The 15,678-nt window shown below is 67.1% G+C and carries 14 protein-coding genes; 4 read left to right on the forward strand and 10 right to left on the reverse strand.

Annotated features, from left to right (window positions below; translation table 11 throughout):
- Window positions 1-189: 189 nt before the first annotated feature.
- The gene (locus IEW15_RS14110) at window positions 190-1,578 is read left to right on the forward strand and encodes a dicarboxylate/amino acid:cation symporter (RefSeq protein WP_188578985.1); all 1,389 of its coding nucleotides are present in this window, start codon (window positions 190-192) and stop codon (window positions 1,576-1,578) included.
- A 179-nt stretch (window positions 1,579-1,757) separates the two neighbouring features.
- On the opposite strand, the gene IEW15_RS14115 is transcribed toward IEW15_RS14110, so the two are convergent.
- The 7 genes from IEW15_RS14115 to IEW15_RS14145 form a co-directional block, all read right to left on the reverse strand.
- Entirely contained in the window at window positions 1,758-2,366 is a 609-nt protein-coding gene (locus IEW15_RS14115) for a glutathione S-transferase family protein (RefSeq protein WP_188578986.1), read from the reverse strand.
- 97 nt (window positions 2,367-2,463) lie between these two features.
- Entirely contained in the window at window positions 2,464-4,740 is a 2,277-nt protein-coding gene (locus IEW15_RS14120) for an ATP-binding protein (protein ID WP_188578988.1), read from the reverse strand.
- A gap of 143 nt (window positions 4,741-4,883) precedes the next feature.
- Complete coding sequence (locus IEW15_RS14125; RefSeq protein WP_229708110.1) at window positions 4,884-6,026, reverse strand: ABC transporter ATP-binding protein; 1,143 nt, start codon at window positions 6,024-6,026, stop codon at window positions 4,884-4,886.
- Between the two features lie 3 nt (window positions 6,027-6,029).
- Window positions 6,030-6,857, reverse strand: a complete 828-nt coding sequence (locus IEW15_RS14130; protein ID WP_188578990.1) for a carbohydrate ABC transporter permease — start codon at window positions 6,855-6,857, stop codon at window positions 6,030-6,032.
- On the reverse strand, window positions 6,854-7,813 hold the full coding sequence (locus tag IEW15_RS14135; RefSeq protein WP_188578992.1) for a carbohydrate ABC transporter permease: 960 nt from the start codon (window positions 7,811-7,813) through the stop codon (window positions 6,854-6,856). The genes IEW15_RS14130 and IEW15_RS14135 overlap by 4 nt, the downstream gene beginning before the upstream one ends.
- Window positions 7,814-7,823: 10 nt before the next feature.
- Window positions 7,824-9,062, reverse strand: coding sequence for an ABC transporter substrate-binding protein (locus tag IEW15_RS14140; protein ID WP_188579073.1), 1,239 nt, complete (start codon window positions 9,060-9,062; stop codon window positions 7,824-7,826).
- A gap of 353 nt (window positions 9,063-9,415) precedes the next feature.
- Entirely contained in the window at window positions 9,416-10,483 is a 1,068-nt protein-coding gene (locus IEW15_RS14145) for a saccharopine dehydrogenase family protein (protein ID WP_188578996.1), read from the reverse strand.
- Here IEW15_RS14145 and IEW15_RS14150 point away from each other — a divergent pair.
- Both IEW15_RS14150 and IEW15_RS14155 read left to right on the forward strand, forming a co-directional pair.
- Complete coding sequence (locus tag IEW15_RS14150) at window positions 10,482-10,664, forward strand: hypothetical protein (protein ID WP_188579006.1); 183 nt, start codon at window positions 10,482-10,484, stop codon at window positions 10,662-10,664. The genes IEW15_RS14145 and IEW15_RS14150 overlap by 2 nt on opposite strands.
- On the forward strand, window positions 10,651-11,088 hold the full coding sequence (locus IEW15_RS14155) for an Lrp/AsnC family transcriptional regulator (RefSeq protein ID WP_188579007.1): 438 nt from the start codon (window positions 10,651-10,653) through the stop codon (window positions 11,086-11,088). The genes IEW15_RS14150 and IEW15_RS14155 overlap by 14 nt, the downstream gene beginning before the upstream one ends.
- Before the next feature lie 43 nt (window positions 11,089-11,131).
- On the opposite strand, the gene IEW15_RS14160 is transcribed toward IEW15_RS14155, so the two are convergent.
- Together IEW15_RS14160 and IEW15_RS14165 are read right to left on the reverse strand one after the other, a co-directional pair.
- Window positions 11,132-11,659, reverse strand: a complete 528-nt coding sequence (locus IEW15_RS14160; RefSeq protein ID WP_188579009.1) for a GNAT family N-acetyltransferase — start codon at window positions 11,657-11,659, stop codon at window positions 11,132-11,134.
- Between the two features lie 14 nt (window positions 11,660-11,673).
- Complete coding sequence (locus tag IEW15_RS14165; RefSeq protein WP_188579010.1) at window positions 11,674-12,357, reverse strand: cupin domain-containing protein; 684 nt, start codon at window positions 12,355-12,357, stop codon at window positions 11,674-11,676.
- A 308-nt stretch (window positions 12,358-12,665) separates the two neighbouring features.
- On the opposite strand from IEW15_RS14165, the gene IEW15_RS14170 reads away from it, so the two are divergent.
- Window positions 12,666-14,357 (forward strand): methyl-accepting chemotaxis protein, encoded by a 1,692-nt coding sequence (locus IEW15_RS14170; RefSeq protein ID WP_188579012.1) that lies wholly within the window; start codon window positions 12,666-12,668, stop codon window positions 14,355-14,357.
- Window positions 14,358-14,452: 95 nt separating this feature from the next.
- On the opposite strand, the gene IEW15_RS14175 is transcribed toward IEW15_RS14170, so the two are convergent.
- Window positions 14,453-15,667 (reverse strand): M20 aminoacylase family protein, encoded by a 1,215-nt coding sequence (locus IEW15_RS14175; protein WP_188579014.1) that lies wholly within the window; start codon window positions 15,665-15,667, stop codon window positions 14,453-14,455.
- Between the last annotated feature and the right edge of the window lie 11 nt (window positions 15,668-15,678).

Below are 15,678 nucleotides of genomic sequence, written 5' to 3' on the forward strand. Positions count from 1 at the left end.
ATTCAAAGGCTTGTGCGGTGGTGCATCCTCTGGCACGGCACTTGCCAATACTGATCCTCAACCGCGCGGGACCGCCTGCGCCGACCGAAGGGCTGGGGAGCCCGCAGGGAGGCGCCGCCAGGGCAGCCGCCGGCCACAAGCAAGATCAGGCCGGTGCGATACGCCGGCGCTCATGGAGGACGCCGCAGGATGGCACAGCCGATCTCAGGTCGCGATGCGACCAAGGGCGCGCCCGCGCCGAAGAAATTCTATCAGCATCTTTATGTTCAGGTGCTGGTCGCGGTGGCGGCCGGTATTCTGCTCGGCCATTTCTGGCCGGAACTGGGCGCTGAACTGAAGCCGCTGGGCGATGCCTTCATCAAGCTGGTGAAGATGATCATCGCCCCGGTGATCTTCCTGACCGTGGTTACCGGCATCGCGGGCATGAGCGATCTTGAAAAGGTCGGCCGGGTCGGCGCCAAGGCGATGATCTATTTCCTGACCTTTTCCACCCTGGCACTGATCGTCGGGCTGGTGATCGCCAACATCGTGCGGCCGGGCGATGGCATGCATATCGATCCGGCCTCGCTGGATGCCGCCGCCGTGCAGGGCTATGCCGCCAAGGCGCATGACCAGTCGCTGGTGGGTTTCCTGCTCAACATCATTCCGGGCACCGCGTTCAGCGCCTTCGCCTCGGGCGATATCCTTCAGGTGCTGTTCTTCTCGGTGCTGTTCGGCATTGGCCTGTCGATGATGGGCGAGCGTGGCGCGCCGGTGATGTCGGTGCTGAAGACCGCCACCCAGGTGATCTTCAACATCGTCCATATCGTGATGAAGGTCGCTCCGATCGGTGCCTTCGGCGCCATGGCCTTCACCATCGGCAAATACGGCATCGGCTCGATCGCCAATCTGGCGATGCTGGTCGGCACCTTCTATATGACGGCTCTGTTCTTCGTGCTGGTGGTGCTGGGGGCGGTCGCCCGTGCCAACGGCTTCTCGATCCTGCGCCTGATCCGTTATATCAAGGCCGAACTGTTGCTGGTGCTGGGCACCAGTTCATCGGAATCGGCGCTGCCGGCGCTGATGGAGAAGATGGAGAAGGCCGGCTGTTCGAAGCCTGTCGTCGGGCTGGTGGTGCCGACCGGCTATTCGTTCAATCTGGACGGCACGAATATCTATATGACCATGGCGGCGCTGTTCATCGCGCAGGCAACCGACACGCCGCTGGCGCTGGGCGACCAGATCCTGCTGCTGCTGGTGGCGATGCTCAGCTCAAAGGGCGCCGCCGGCGTCACCGGATCGGGTTTCATCACGCTGGCGGCGACGCTGGCGGTGGTGCCCTCGGTGCCGGTCGCCGGCATGGCGCTGATCCTGGGCGTCGACCGCTTCATGTCGGAATGCCGCTCGCTGACCAATTTCATCGGCAATGCGGTGGCGACCGTGGTGGTGGCGCGCTGGGAAGGCGAACTCGACCGCGACCGCCTGAATGCCACGCTCGCCGCCGGTCATGTCGTCGACGACAGCGAGGCGCCGGCCGCCATCCGCCCGTCGGGGGCGGTATCGGTGCCGGTGCGTCCGCTGGTGAGCCCGGCCGAGTGAGAAACCCATAACCGACCGGTCACTGCTGACGAGACAGGATTACCCCCGCCCGATGCGGCGGGGATCGGGCTGCCCCGGGGGAAGGGGCAAGCGGCCCCGCCATCGGCGCCATCCCAGGGGACGGGATGGATGCCGGGTGGGGCCGCGTCTGTTTCAGGCGCGCTTGCCGGTCGGCAGGATCAGGGCAGCTTCTGGGCCTTCTTTGCCGCATCGCGACCCCGGCAGCGCCGCACCCAGGCGGCGACGTTGGGGAAAGCCGCCAGATCGGCGCGCGAGGCGACCAGCCAGGCGATGATCGCGGCGACGTTCAGATCGGCGACCGTGAACCGGCCACCGACCAGCCAGCCATCGCCACGGGCCAGCGCGCCTTCAAGCACCGCCAGCGGCCGGGCCAGGGCTGCCTCGGCTTCGTCTGCCTTCGCAGGATCGCGACGGTCGGCGGGAAAGAACACGCGATGGCCCAGAACGGTCAGCGCCAGCGCCTCGACATGGGTCACCACCCAGAAGGTCCACTGGGCAATATGGCCGGTTTCCGCGGCATCCCGCGGCGCCAGCGGTCCGCCATGCTTCGCCACCAGATAAAGGTTGATCGCCATGCTTTCAGCGACGACCACGCCGTCATCGTCGATCACCGGGATCTGACGCGCCGGGTTGATGGCCGTGATCTCGGGGTGGCCTGCCACATCGCGGATCGCGACCGGCAGATGTTCGTAGGCGAGCCCCAGTTCCTCGGCCAGCCACAGATTGCGCGAGGTGCGCGACCCGCTGGTGCCATAGATCTTCAACAAGGCATGTCCTCCATCCTGCGGTTCTTGCCGCGCGATCCCTGTCGCGCGCGGCCGGCAGGGTAGCACAGCGGTCCGCCGGGGCGGGAGGCGGCTTCGTTTACGGCATCACCTGTTCGCGCAGGCGGGCGCGCCGCATCATCAATTCCACCAGCGTGCTGCGCAGCCGGCTGCCGAAGGCGTCCAGATGGGCCTGCCGGATTGTCGCGTCCTCGCCATTCTCGGTCGAGGTGGCAAGGCGGCGGCCGAGAAGGGCTGCCTGCTCCAGGCCCAGAAGCGAGGCCATGCCGGCAAGGGTGCGCGCATCATCGGCCAGCACGGCCGGGTCGGCGGCAGGTGTCATGCGTTGCAGCCGTTCAGCGGCCGTGCTCATGAAACTGTCGAGCATCTGGCTGACGCGATCACGCCCCAGCATGCGTTGCAACCGGTCGATCGCCTGCATCTCGTCGTCGGCGCCCGCGGTCGGCGCGGCCCCGTCGCCGCTCATGGCCGACATGGCCGCGGCTTCGATCGTGGCACCGTCCTGGCCCTGGGCCGTCTGTTCGACGAAGCTGGTGTGACGGCGCAGAACCTCGGCCAGTTCCGCGATCTGGATGGGCTTGGCCAGATAGTCGTCCATGCCGGCGGCCCGGCACTGGTCGATCGCCTCTTCGAAGGCATTGGCGGTCAGCGCCACGATCGGCACGCGGGCGGCGGAGGGATCGTTCAGCCCACGGATGGCACGGGTGGCCTGCAACCCGTCCATCACCGGCATGCGCATATCCATCAACACCAGATCCAGCCCGCCACGGGCGGCCATCGCCAGGGCCTCGGCGCCGTCCTCGGCCTTGTCGACCGCGCAGCCCAGCCGCTTCAGCATCGCCGCCAGAACCTCGCGATTCATCTCGACATCATCGGCGATCAGCACCCGGATGCGTGGCGCGGGTGCCACGGCCGCGGCAGGATCCGTCTCGGTCGTGGCATGTGCGGGCGTCGGGCCGACGGCGGCGGCGGGTGCTGTTTCCGGCAGCGGGATATCGAAGCGGAACAGCGCGCCGCGACTGACGGTGGCGTCCAGAGACAGCCGGCCGCCCATCGCCCGCACCAGCCGCGACGAGATCGCGAGCCCGAGCCCGGTTCCCGAGCTTTCGCTCGCGCCGTCCTCGATCTGCGAGAAATCCTTGAACAGAAGGTCGCGCTTGCCCGCGGGGATGCCGGGGCCATCGTCCTGCACCTCGAACCGCAGCCGGCCGTCATCCAGCCGGCGGACCCGCAGCACCACCCGGCCGTCATGGGTGAATTTGACCGCATTCGACAGAAGGTTCAGCAGCACCTGCTGCAGGCGCATGCCGTCGACCCGCACCGCGCGCGGCAGATCGGGTGCGGCATCGGTCATCAGCAGCAGGCCCTTGGCGGTGGCCTGAGGAGCGATCACGTCGGTGGCGACCCCCAGCAGACCGCGCAGGTCGACGCCGTCGCGCGGTTGCAGGCTGAGCTTGCCGGCCTCGATCTTCGAGAAGTCGAGCACGTCGTTCACCACGCCCAGCAGATGCCGTCCGGCGCTGGTGATCATCTGCACCCGCCGTCGTGGCTCAGGGGCGAGCGACGGATCGTCGAGCAGCAACTGGGCGGCACCGAGCACGCCGTTCAGGGGCGTGCGCAATTCGTGGCTCATGGTGGCGAGAAAGCGTGATTTCGCAAGGCTGGCACGCTCCGCCGCCTGACGGGCGGCATCGAGTTCGGCCGCATGGCGCTCGCCATCCCCGACGATGATGCTCCACAGCATGGCAAAATTGCTGCCGACATAGAACATGCCAGCCAGCACCAGGAATGCCGCCTGCACCGGCGGGCTGGACAGGACCGCGTCGAAACCCGGACCCGCCAGCGTCGCCAGGCCGCGCAACAGGGTGATTAGCCCGAACACGCCGAACACGGCGCCGGCGGCCCGGAGCGACGAGCGGGTATTGCTGCGGCCGGCATGGCGGATGGCCACCACCGCACATTGAAGCAGCAGCAGTGACGAGCCCACCGAATAGCCGACGATGCGGGCTTTCAGGTCCGGTTGAATGACGGTGAAGGTCAGCACCACGCCCACCGTGCCGGCGATGATGGCGATGGCCGGCGGCATCATGCCGCGATTGCCGGTCAGCCGTTCGAAACTGGTCAGATACAGGCCGGATGACACCAGCAGCAATGTGTTCGCCGCCAGAACCGTCGCGACGTTGCCGGTCGCGATGTTGAAGGCCAGGATCAGCGACCCGGCCGCCCGCGCGGCATTGCCCGCGGTCCACCACAGGACGTGTTCGGATTTGCGGCGCGCGATCGCGACCGCCGTGAACCCGATGGTCAGGACCACGGTGACCCAGGCGTTGTAGACCGCCAGTGTGCCGATATCCATCGTCGGATCGTTCCTTCCACAACACCGCCAACCGGAGGACTGGTCTCGCGGTCCGGCACCACCGCGAGATCAGATCCTACAGTGTTGCAGGACCGGTAAACAATTCGCGTATGGGGGGCGACGCTGTCGTGGCAGCGGCGGCGCTATCGCGGCAGCCGTTGTCCCTGGCTGTCGAAGGGATGCCAGTCCGCCGGATCGGCGGTCAGCGTGACCGGGCTGCCGATGGCGGGCGGGGCCGGGCGGTGGCGCAGGGTGACGGGCCGGCCATCGACCGAGGCCGCGCCGATATCGACATGCAGAATGCGGGTCTCGCCAAGCTCTTCGACCATGATCAGGCGGCCGGTCGCGATCGCGGCGCCCCCCTGATCGGCCAGTGTCAGATCTTCGGGCCTGATGCCGATGCAGCTGGCGCCGGACGGCATGGCGCCGGACGGTGTGGCGCCGGACGGTGTGGCGCCGGACGGTGTGGCGGTGGTGCCATCATGGCTGGCGGCCATGGCCGTGGCCGTGAACAGGTTCATCTGCGGGCTGCCCAGGAAGCGGGCGACGAACAGGCTGCGGGGGCGGCGGTAGAGATCGGCTGGTGGCCCCACCTGCTCGATCCGGCCGCCATTCAACACCACGAGCTGATCGGCCAGCGTCATCGCCTCGACCTGATCATGGGTGACGTGGATCATGGTGGCGCCCAGATCGGCATGCATCCGCGCCAGTTCGACCCGGGTTTCCGCCCGCAGCGCCGCATCCAGGTTCGACAGCGGCTCATCGAACAGGAACACCTTGGGATCCCGGACGATGGCGCGGGCGATCGCCACCCGCTGGCGCTGCCCGCCCGACAATTCGGCGGGCTTGCGGTCGAGCAGGCTGCCGATCTGGAGCATCCCGGCGACCCGGGCGACCCTGGCCTCGATATCGGCGGCCGAGCCGCCGGCGATCTTCAAGCCGAAGCCGATATTGCGCCGGGCGGTCATATGCGGATAGAGCGCATAGGACTGGAACACCATCGACACCCCGCGCGCCGCCGGCGGCAGCGTGTCGACCCGGCGGCCATCGATCAGGATCCGGCCATCCGATGGGGCGTCCAGCCCGGCGATCAGCCGCAGCAGGGTGGATTTACCGCAGCCCGAGGGGCCGACAAAGACCGTGAAGCTGCCCCGCGGCACCACCAGATCGATATCGTGCAGAACCTCGGTCGATCCGAAGCGTTTCGACAGATGGCGCAGTTCCAGCATCACATCGGATGCAGCGATGGGTGTCTGTGCCGAGGGCTGGGCGGGCATGGTGGTCATCGATCAGCCTTTCACGGCGCCGGCTGTCAACCCGGCGACCAGACGGCGCTGGAACACCAGCACCAGCGCCACCAGCGGCAGGGTGACGGTAACCGACGCGGCCATGATCATCCCCCAGGGCAGTTCGTACTGGCTGGCGCCGGTCAGCAGGGCGATGGCCACCGGCACCGTGCGCATGGTGTCGGTCAGGGTGAAGGTCAGCGCGAACAGGAATTCGTTCCAGGCGATGATGAAGGCGATCAGCCCGGTGGTGGCCATGGCCGGCCACATCAGCGGCAGGAAGATCCTGATCAGGATGGTGAAGGGGCCGGCGCCATCCATGATCGCCGCCTCTTCGATCTCGACCGGCAGTTCGCGGATGAAGGTGGTCAGCACCCAGACCGTGAACGGCAGGGTGAACAGCAGATAGGCAAGCGCCAGACCCCAGAGCGAATTATAGAGCCCCAGCCCGCGGATCAGCGTGAACATGCCCGACAGCACCGCCACCTGCGGAAACATCGACACCGCCAGCACCGCCATCAGCAGCAGCCGCCGGCCGCGAAACCGGATCCGGCCCAGGGCGTGGGCGGCGGTCAGCCCCAGCAGCAGCGAGGCTGCGACCACCAATGTCGCCACCATGATCGAGTTCAGGATGCTGCGGCCGAAATTGCTGCCGGCGAACAAGGCGCGGTAATTGCCAAGATCGACCGCATCCGGCCACCAGCGGACCTGAAAGACGCCGCTGCCGCTCTCCATCGAGGTCAGCACCGCGTAATACAGCGGAAACAGCGACCAGATCAGCAGCAGAGCCACGGCAAATGCCAGCCCGGCACGCGCGGCATAGCGGGTCATCCGCCGGCCTCCCCGGCATGGCCGGCCATGCGTTGGCCGCTGGCGGCCCGGTCGGGGCGCAGCACGGCCAGATAGGCGACGGTGACCAGCCCGATCACCAGGAACAGCAGGGTCGCCGACGCCGAGCCATAGCCCATGTCCTGGAACTGCACCAGTTGCTGGCGGGCATGGATCGACAGCGTCATCGTGGCCTCGGCCTCGCCGGTCATGACATAGACGACGTCGAATACCCGGAGCGCGTCGAGCAGCCGGAACACCACCGCCACCGCCAGTGCCGGCCGGATCAGCGGCAGGGTGATGTGCAGAAACACGCGCCAGGGCGGGATGCCGTCGACCCGGGCCGCTTCATAGCAGTCACGCGGCACGGTCTGGAGGGCCGCCAGCGTCAGCAGCGCCACGAAGGGCGTGGTCTTCCAGACATCGACCAGAATGACCGACAGCATGGCGGTATCGGACGAGGCCAGCCACGCCATCGGCCGGTCGATCAGCCCCAGCGCCATGGCCCCGGCATTGATGATGCCGAACTGATCATGCAGCATCCAGGCCCACATCTTGGCCGAGACCACGGTCGGAATCGCCCAGGGCACCAGCACCGCCGCCCGGACCAGACCGCGACCGGGAAAGCGGGCGTTCAGCACCAGCGCCATGCCCACGCCAAGCACGGTCTCGGCGGTGACCGACGCGGCGGCGAAGACCAGGGTGTTGCGCAGCGCCTGCCACCATTGCGGATCGGCCAGCACGCCGTACCAGGCGCCGTCATAGACCTCAAGATAATTGGCGAGGCCGACCAGGGTGTAATCCGCCGGTGCGGTGAGACTGGCATCGGTGAAGCCGAACCAGATCGTGCGCGCCAGCGGCCACACCGCCACCACCGCCAGCGCCAGCACCATCGGCGACAGGAACAGGGCGGCGGTGGCCTGCAGGGATCGGGGCCGGCGCATCACGGCGCCGATCATGCCCGCGGCCTCACCAGCGGCCACCACGCGACAGCCGGTTCAGGTCGCGATCAAGGGCGGCGAGGGCCGCATCCGGCGCCATGCGGCCGCCCAGGGCATCCTGCACGCGCTGCCAGACGGCGGCCGAGACCCGGTTGTAATTGTCGCCGGTGGCGCGTGATGGCCGGGCCACGGCGGTCTGGAAGGTTTCGAACAACTGGCCGAAGAACGGGTTGGCGGCCAGCACCTCGTCGTCCTTGTAGAGCGCCGGAATGCTTGGATTGTATGAGGCTTCGACCGCGCGGCGCTTCTGTTCGGCCGGGCTGGTCAGGAACCGCACCAGATCGGCCGCGACCTCTGGATGGGCCGAATAGCGCGACACCGCCAGATGCCAGCCGCCCAGCGTGCCCGTGGTCTTGCCCTCCGGGCCGCCGGGCGGCAGCGCCATCACGCCGACCTTGCCGCGCACGGGGCTGTCCTCGCTCTGCGACAGGGCCCAGGCATAGGGCCAGTTGCGCATGAACACGGCCTTGCCCGACTGGAACACGCCGCGCGCGGCTTCCTCGTCGTAATTCAGCACGCCTTCGGGCGAGATGGTGCCGATCCAGCCCGCCGCCTCGGTCAGGGCCGCACGGTTTCGGCGGTTGTCGACGGTGACCTTGCCATCGCCATCGACGATGGTGCCGCCACCGAAGGCGTCGAACCATTCCAGCGCATTGCAGGTCAGCCCCTCATAGGCGCGGCCCTGCCAGACATAGCCCCACAAACCGTCCCGGCCCTCGGCGCGTTCGGCCTTCTGGATCAGGGCTGCGATGCGGGTCAGGTCCGACCAGCTCTCAGGCGGTTGATGGCTGTATTTCTCAAGCAGATCCCGGCGGTAATAGAGCACGCCGGCATCGGTCCACCAGGGCATCGCGACCAGCCGGCCATCGACGGTGTCGTTGTCGATCAGTGCCGGGAAATGGGCATCGGGCGCATCACCCAGCAAGGGTTTCAGATCCACCAGATGCGGCGCCAGAATGCCCGGCCAGACCACGTCGACCTGCAACACGTCGATGTCGTCGGCGCCGGCACCCAGAATCTGCTGATACAGCGCCAGACGTTCGTTCGACGAATTCGGCGTCGAGACGATCTCGACCGTGTTGCCGGTCTCACGCTCCCAGGCGGCGACGCCATCGCGGCAGAGCTGCAATTCCACCCCAAGTGCGCCGCACGAGATGGTGATGCCGACCCCTTGCGCCCGGGCATCGCCACCACCGGCAAGCGCCATCAAGGCGATGCCGCCCAGCGCGCATGCGGCGAGGCTGCGAAGACCGCAGGTGGCCGCGCGCGGGCTGTGCCCTGTTCTGCTGAGCATCTGCAAGATCCCTTGCCAGACATCGCCGGTGTGCCTGTGCCGGCCTCGTCATTCCTTGAAAACAGCCGCACGATTGCGGGGTGCGCCTGATGGTGTGTGGACAAGTGATAGAAGACCCGATCGGGTCGCGCGGCATCTCTCGTGATTGCCGTGCGACCCGGATCATCAACCGCACCACCCTTTCTGTTCTATCCCGCTCATCCGGAATGTCCACCCCGGATTGCCAGCGGGCATATTTGACCCGCATGCGCGTCGTGTCCGGGACATCAGGCGTAGTGCTGCCCGAAGCGGTTGGCGAGCAGGGTGTCGGCGTCGATATGGTCGTGGCGGACAAGGCCCTGCTGCGGCAGCTGGCCGGCCGCCAGCATGTCGATGACCGCGGCGACGCCGGCGGCGGTGGTCAGGCGGATGGCCGACATATGCATGCCGGCAACGTCGCGCGCGCCAACCTCGCGGGTCCAGGATTTGCGGGTCAGCCGGCCATGGACCATGCCGTCGACCGACACCGACAGCACCACGACGTCCTGGTCGGTGGTGGGCACCGAGGCTTCCAGAACCTGTTCCAGCAGGTCGCGGCGGTCACGCAGCTTCAGGTCTTCCAGCAGCAGCTTCATGATCGCCCGGTGGCCGGGATAGCGCAGGGTCTTGTAGTCGAGCGTGCGGATACGGCCGTCGAAGGCATCGGCGAGCATGCCGAGCCCCCCTGAGGTGTTGAACGCCTCATAGGTGGTGCCATGGAGGATGACGGTTTCCTCGCCTTCCAGCGGCAGCACCTCGCGGCGCTCGCCATTCCAGATCGCCTCGCAGGGGTTGCAGTATTCGTTCACCACACCTGCCGTCGACCAGGTCATGGCATAGCCGAGCGGCCCGGTCGGATGTGCCGGCAGGGCACCCACGCGGATGCGGATGGCCTCGACCTGATCGAAGCCGTGGGCCAGGCCATGGGCCATGACGCACACCACCCCCGGTGCCAGACCGCATTGCGGCACCAGGGCCGTGCGCGCCCCTTCGGCCAGCACCGATACCGCGCGGGTGGAGCGGACATCCTCGGTCAGATCGAAATAATGCAGGCCGTTGCGCACCGCCGCCTCGGCGATCACCGGACACAGATGATAGGGGCCGGCGGCCAGCACCGCGTCATGGTCGCGCATGATCCGGTCGAGATCGGCCGGATCGCCGGCATCGGCGGTGATCTGCGCGATCGAGGGCGCGAGCTGGCTGGCCTCGTGGCCGAAATGACGATCGGCCAGGGTGATCCGGTGGTCGCCGGCGTCTGCCATCATATGGGCGACGGCCGTGCCGATACGGCCGGCACCGAGGATGAGGATGCGCATGGGTATGGTCTCCGCTTCTTTGGCGTGCGTGACGGGTGTGGCCCTGTCAACGACCATCCTGATGCGGGCCAAGGTGCGGCATCCACTTGACGATATGGCTGAAGCCGGGTTGTTTATAGCCGATCCGGCTATGGCCGGGCCGATCAGCCACGGCAGGAGTCCGATCTATGGCGGCCCATGATCTCGACGACATCAACCGCGCGCTGATCGCGGCGCTGAAGGTGGACGCCCGTATGCCAGTGGCGGCGCTGGCGCGACAGGTCGGCCTGTCGCGCACGGCGCTGCGTCACCGGCTGGCGGCGCTGGAGGCCACAGGCGTGATCCGCGGGTATCGGGTGGAGGTGGGCACGCCGCTGGAGCCGAAGGTCCGGGCGCATGTCATGATCGAACTGCGCCCCAAGCTGGGGCGGCAGGTGATCCAGCAATTGAAGGCCTGCCCTGAAGTGACCGCCCTGCATGCGGTCTCGGGGCCCTTCGATCTGCTGGCCCTGGTCGGCTGCGGCGATCTGGACCGGCTGAACGCCCTGATCGACCGCATTGCCGCCTTTCACGGGGTTGAACGCACCCGCTCGGCCATTGTGCTGGAAGACTGCTTTGCCAGATGAACCGCCCGGGGGTGTTGAACCGACAAGTGGGTGTCTGGCCGGATCAGCGGCTGCCGCCGAAGGCTGCCGGATAGCGCAGGGTTCCGGTGCCGTTGCCCAGAACGCCGGCGACCAGTTCCAGCGCCATGAGATGCGGACCTGACCATTGGCAGTCGAAGGCGGCGGCGCGTTCGGCGTCGAACCCGAACCGGGCATAGTAGGCGGGATCGCCCAGCACGAACACCGCCTCGCGGCCGCTGCTGCGCATGCGTGACAGACCGAAGCGGATCAGCATCGATCCGATGCCGGCATGCTGGCGATCGGGCAGCACCGAAACCGGTGCCAGGAACACCGACCGGACCGGGCCGTCATCGGCGACGATCCCGGTTGCAAGCTCCAGCCGGCCGAACAGGGCGTGGCCGACGATGCGCCCATCGGCATCCTCGGCCAGCAGCGACAGAACCACATCGCCATCGGCCTGCAGCCGGCTGACCAGATCGGCCTCGTCCGGGCGGCCGAAGGCGGCGGTCACCACGGCGGCGATGTCGGTCGTATCGGCATCGGTGGCTGTGCGCAGACGGATATCAGACATGCCTCGTGCGGCACTCATGCCGCGAACGCCTGAAGATCGGGCGGCAGATGGCCGGTTTTGACATAGAGCCGGCAGCCACCATCGCTGCGGCGCGCCGACACCCGCCCCGGTGGCCGCCGCAGCCAGCTTCCGGCCGGCAGCAGGCCGTGGGCGCCATCGATCAGCGATCCGCTGACCACCAGAATCTCTTCGCCACCACTGCGGCGGCAGGCCGGCAGTTCGGCCCCGGGGGCCAGGTCCAGAAGGGTCACCCGCTCGTCTCCAAATTCATGCAACAGCCGTTCGGTCACATCGCGGGCCTTGGCCAATGGCTGCGGTGGTATGTCATCCGGGTTCAGGGCGATCTGAGCGGTGTCGCCGGCCTGGAACTGGCGCAGTTTCACGAACAGCAGGCTGCCCTGAGGGGCGCGGGGTGTGTGGGATGTGCCGGGCGGATTGCGCAGATAGGTGCCCGCCGGATAGTCGCCATGCTCGTCGCCGAACACGCCCTTCAGCACCAGGATTTCCTCGCCGCCGCCATGGACATGGGGCGTGAAGCCGGCACCGGGTTCGTAACGCACCAGACTGGTGGCGCGGGCGACCTCGTGGCCGACCCGATCGAGCATCAGGCGATGAACGCCGGCGGCAGGGGACGCGATCCACGCCTCGGGATCGGGTCGGACCAGGGCGGGGGCCGCGAAATCGGCGCGGATCAGCATCGTGCGTCAGCCTCCGGAGGAAGATTGATGAGCCATTGACATGGGGGCCGGCACTGTCGGAGTCAAACGCTGACGATCGACGGCCGTGCGGTCTGCGTAAACCATGGTGGGAGGCGGCCCTCGGCGGCCGATCATTTCCTTTCGGATTGTACAAAATAAACTGGGATATTTCGTACATCAAGGGCAGACGGTGAATCCACTTCGATTATATAATTGTTAATTAACTACGAATATTATATGGCGTTTTGCTACAAACCGGTCAATGCCATCACATGTCTATGGCCCTAAACTGTGGGAGATCTCAATTTATGTCGAAACGGTCCCTCTCCATTGGCCAAAAGCTGTCACTTGCGTTTGCAACTCTGACTTCTGTGATTTTTATCTCTGGGATGTTTGCTCTCTGGCAGTTTCAAGTGATTGAAGAGACGTCTCTGGATCTCAGGGCGAACCGGATCCCCAGCCTGACGCTGATCGCCGATATCGACCGTGGCATCCTTCAAAATCGGATTCAGGTCGCGGGTCTGGTTCTTGAGGGGGATCCGTCCGCCAGACGAGAACTATTTGAAGGAATGAGCGCGGCGGCAGCCTCCGTCGATACTGCTCTTCAGGCCTTCAAGCCTCTGATCTCGAACAGCGAAGAGCGGGCCATCTTCGACCGCCTGATGACGCATTGGGCCGCATATCAGAGCGAGAATGCACGGCTGTCGGCCCTGCTCAATGATGGTCAGATGCTTGAAGCGCAGCGCGCATATCGCGGCCCGGCCCGGGATGCACGTCAAGCGCTTGGGCAGAGCCTCACGGACCTGACCCGCGTTAATGTCGTGGGCGCCGACCGCTCGGGCGCCCTGTCGGCCAGTGCCAATGAACGTGCGACCTTCGGTATGATCGTCGCCATGGCTGCCGGGCTGGTGATTGCGATCGCCGCAGGCTGGTTGATGTTCCGCCAGGTATCCGTGCCCGTGCGCCGGATGACCGCGGCCATGGAGCGTCTGGCCGCGCGTGACACCGGTGTTGTCATCCCCGGCGCTGATCGTGGCGACGAGATCGGTGCCATGGCCAAGGCGGTCGAGACCTTCCGCGACAACATGATCCGTGCCGATGCGCTGGCGGCCGAACAGGAGGCCACCCGCGCCGACCAGGCTGCCCGGCGTCGCCGTCGCGAGGATCTGACCCGGCAGTTCGTGGCCGGTGTGACCGATATCGTCTCGACCCTGTCCAGCGCCGCCGATCAGGTGCGCGGCAATGCCGAGGGGCTGAGCCGCACCGCGGAAGACCAGAGCAGCCGCAGCACCACCGTCGCCGCCGCCGCCGAACAGGCGACAGCCAACGTCCAGACCGTGGCGACGGCGTCGGAGGAACTGGCGGCATCGATCCGCGAGGTCGGCGCGCGCACCGTCGATACCGCCGATGTCACCCGTGCCGCGGTGACCGAGGCCGAGGCGACCGATGCGACGGTGCAGGAACTGGCCGCCAACACTCAGAAGATCGGCGATGTGGTGCTGTTGATCCAGCAGATCGCGTCTCAGACCAATCTTCTGGCCCTGAACGCGACCATCGAGGCGGCGCGCGCCGGTGAAGCCGGCAAGGGCTTCGCGGTGGTGGCGTCGGAGGTGAAGAACCTGGCCACCCAGACCGCGCGGGCGACCGAGGAGATCCAGCAGCAGATCAATGCCATGACCGGCGCCACCGGCCGCACGGTCGACGCCATCCGGTCGATCTCGTCGACCATCGGCCGGGTCGGTGCGCTGACCACGGCGGTTGCCTCGGCGGTGGAGGAACAGGTTGCGGCGACGTCGGAAATCGCCCGCAATACTCAGCAGGCATCGTCGGGCACAGCCGAGGTGTTGCAGTCGATCACCGGCATTGCCGACGCGGCAGGCCATACCGGCCGTGCCGCGGGCGAGATGAGCAGCGCGTCGACGGCACTTGCCGCCCAGACCCGCGATTTGCGGCAGCTCGTCGACAGCTATGTGGCCGATATCGACGCGGATGCCGCGTGACCACATGGATGACGGCGCCGGGGTGCCTCCTGGCGCCGTCACTTGCCGCCCATGCCCCGGTCGCCACTGGTCCGGGCGGCACTGGTCGGGGCGGATCAGCCGCCCAGCACGGTTTCCACCAGCCGGACCCAATAGCTGGCGCCGATGGGGGCCGCATCGTCGTTGAAGTCGTAAGCCGGGTTGTGCAGCAGGCAGCCGCCATCGGTGGGGCCGTTGCCCAGCCAGACATAGGCGCCGGGCCGCTGATGCAGCATGAAGGCGAAGTCCTCCGACGCCATCGACGGCACCGGGTTGCGGTCGATGGCGGCATCCCCGACCACCAGCACGGCGGCGGCATCCGCCCGCGCGGTTTCGGGCGCCGTGTTGACCGTGGCCGGATAGCGGCGTTCATAGCGCAGGCTGGCCGTGCAGCCATGGGCGGCGGCGGTGTGCTCGGCAATGGTGGCGAGTCGTGCCTCGATCACCGCCTGGACATCCGGGCTGAAGCTGCGGGTGGTGCCGCGGATCACCATCTCTTCGGGAATCACGTTCCAGGTGTCGCCACCATGGATCTGGGTGACGGACACAACCGCCGAGGCCAGGGGGTTGATGCTTCGTCCCGGTATGCTCTGCAACTGAGCAACCAGATGGGCGGTGGCGGTGACCGCATCATGGCCCAGATCGGGCATGGCGGCATGGCAGCCGCGGCCGCGCACCAGGATTTCGAAGATGTCGAAGCCGGCCATCATCGGCCCGGCCGCCATCGCCATATGGCCGACCGCCAGGCCCGGCCAGTTGTGCATGCCGAAGACCATGTCGGCGGGGAAGCGGTCGAACAGCCCGTCCTCGACCATCGCCCGGCCACCGCCCTCGTTCTCTTCGGCGGGCTGGAAGATGAGATGGACGGTGCCGGCGAAATCCGGATCGGCCGCCAGCACCCTGGCGGCCCCCAGAAGCATGGTGGTATGGCCGTCATGGCCGCAGGCATGCATCCGGCCGGGATTTTGCGAGCGGTGCTCGAACTGGTTGAGTTCGGTGACGTGCAGCGCGTCCATATCGGCCCGCAGCGCGATCGACCGCGCGGGGGCCGTGTCCGACGCCGCGCGGCGGCCCTGAATGGTGCCGACCACGCCGGTGCGGCCGATGCCGGTCGCGACCGGAATGCCGAAGGATGCCAGTTTTTCCGCGACGAAGGCCGCGGTCTGGTGTTCCTCGAAGGCGGTTTCGGGATGGGCATGGAGGTGATGGCGCCAGGCGCGCATTTCGTCCGCAATCGCCGTGACCGCGGGATGAAGGGTGACGTTCTGTCGGGGGGGCATGCTATCGGGCATCGGGATCATCC

The sequence above is a fragment of the Tistrella bauzanensis genome (assembly GCF_014636235.1).
GTDB lineage: Bacteria > Pseudomonadota > Alphaproteobacteria > Tistrellales > Tistrellaceae > Tistrella > Tistrella bauzanensis.

What these genes read in the sequence shown, in the direction of transcription:
- IEW15_RS14160 (WP_188579009.1), bottom strand. Translation starts at nt 11,659, where the DNA reads ATGTCTGATATCCGTCTGCGCACAGCCACCGATGCCGATACGACCGAC.
- IEW15_RS14165 (WP_188579010.1), bottom strand. Translation starts at nt 12,357, where the DNA reads ATGCTGATCCGCGCCGATTTCGCGGCCCCCGCCCTGGTCCGACCCGAT.
- IEW15_RS14125 (WP_229708110.1), bottom strand. Translation starts at nt 6,026, where the DNA reads ATGACCACCATGCCCGCCCAGCCCTCGGCACAGACACCCATCGCTGCA.
- IEW15_RS14135 (WP_188578992.1), bottom strand. Translation starts at nt 7,813, where the DNA reads ATGATCGGCGCCGTGATGCGCCGGCCCCGATCCCTGCAGGCCACCGCC.
- IEW15_RS14145 (WP_188578996.1), bottom strand. Translation starts at nt 10,483, where the DNA reads ATGCGCATCCTCATCCTCGGTGCCGGCCGTATCGGCACGGCCGTCGCC.
- IEW15_RS14140 (WP_188579073.1), bottom strand. Translation starts at nt 9,062, where the DNA reads ATGGCGCTTGCCGGTGGTGGCGATGCCCGGGCGCAAGGGGTCGGCATC.
- IEW15_RS14120 (WP_188578988.1), bottom strand. Translation starts at nt 4,740, where the DNA reads ATGGATATCGGCACACTGGCGGTCTACAACGCCTGGGTCACCGTGGTC.
- IEW15_RS14150 (WP_188579006.1), top strand. Translation starts at nt 10,482, where the DNA reads ATGGGTATGGTCTCCGCTTCTTTGGCGTGCGTGACGGGTGTGGCCCTG.
- IEW15_RS14175 (WP_188579014.1), bottom strand. Translation starts at nt 15,667, where the DNA reads ATGCCCGATAGCATGCCCCCCCGACAGAACGTCACCCTTCATCCCGCG.
- IEW15_RS14110 (WP_188578985.1), top strand. Translation starts at nt 190, where the DNA reads ATGGCACAGCCGATCTCAGGTCGCGATGCGACCAAGGGCGCGCCCGCG.
- IEW15_RS14170 (WP_188579012.1), top strand. Translation starts at nt 12,666, where the DNA reads ATGTCGAAACGGTCCCTCTCCATTGGCCAAAAGCTGTCACTTGCGTTT.
- IEW15_RS14155 (WP_188579007.1), top strand. Translation starts at nt 10,651, where the DNA reads ATGGCGGCCCATGATCTCGACGACATCAACCGCGCGCTGATCGCGGCG.
- IEW15_RS14130 (WP_188578990.1), bottom strand. Translation starts at nt 6,857, where the DNA reads ATGACCCGCTATGCCGCGCGTGCCGGGCTGGCATTTGCCGTGGCTCTG.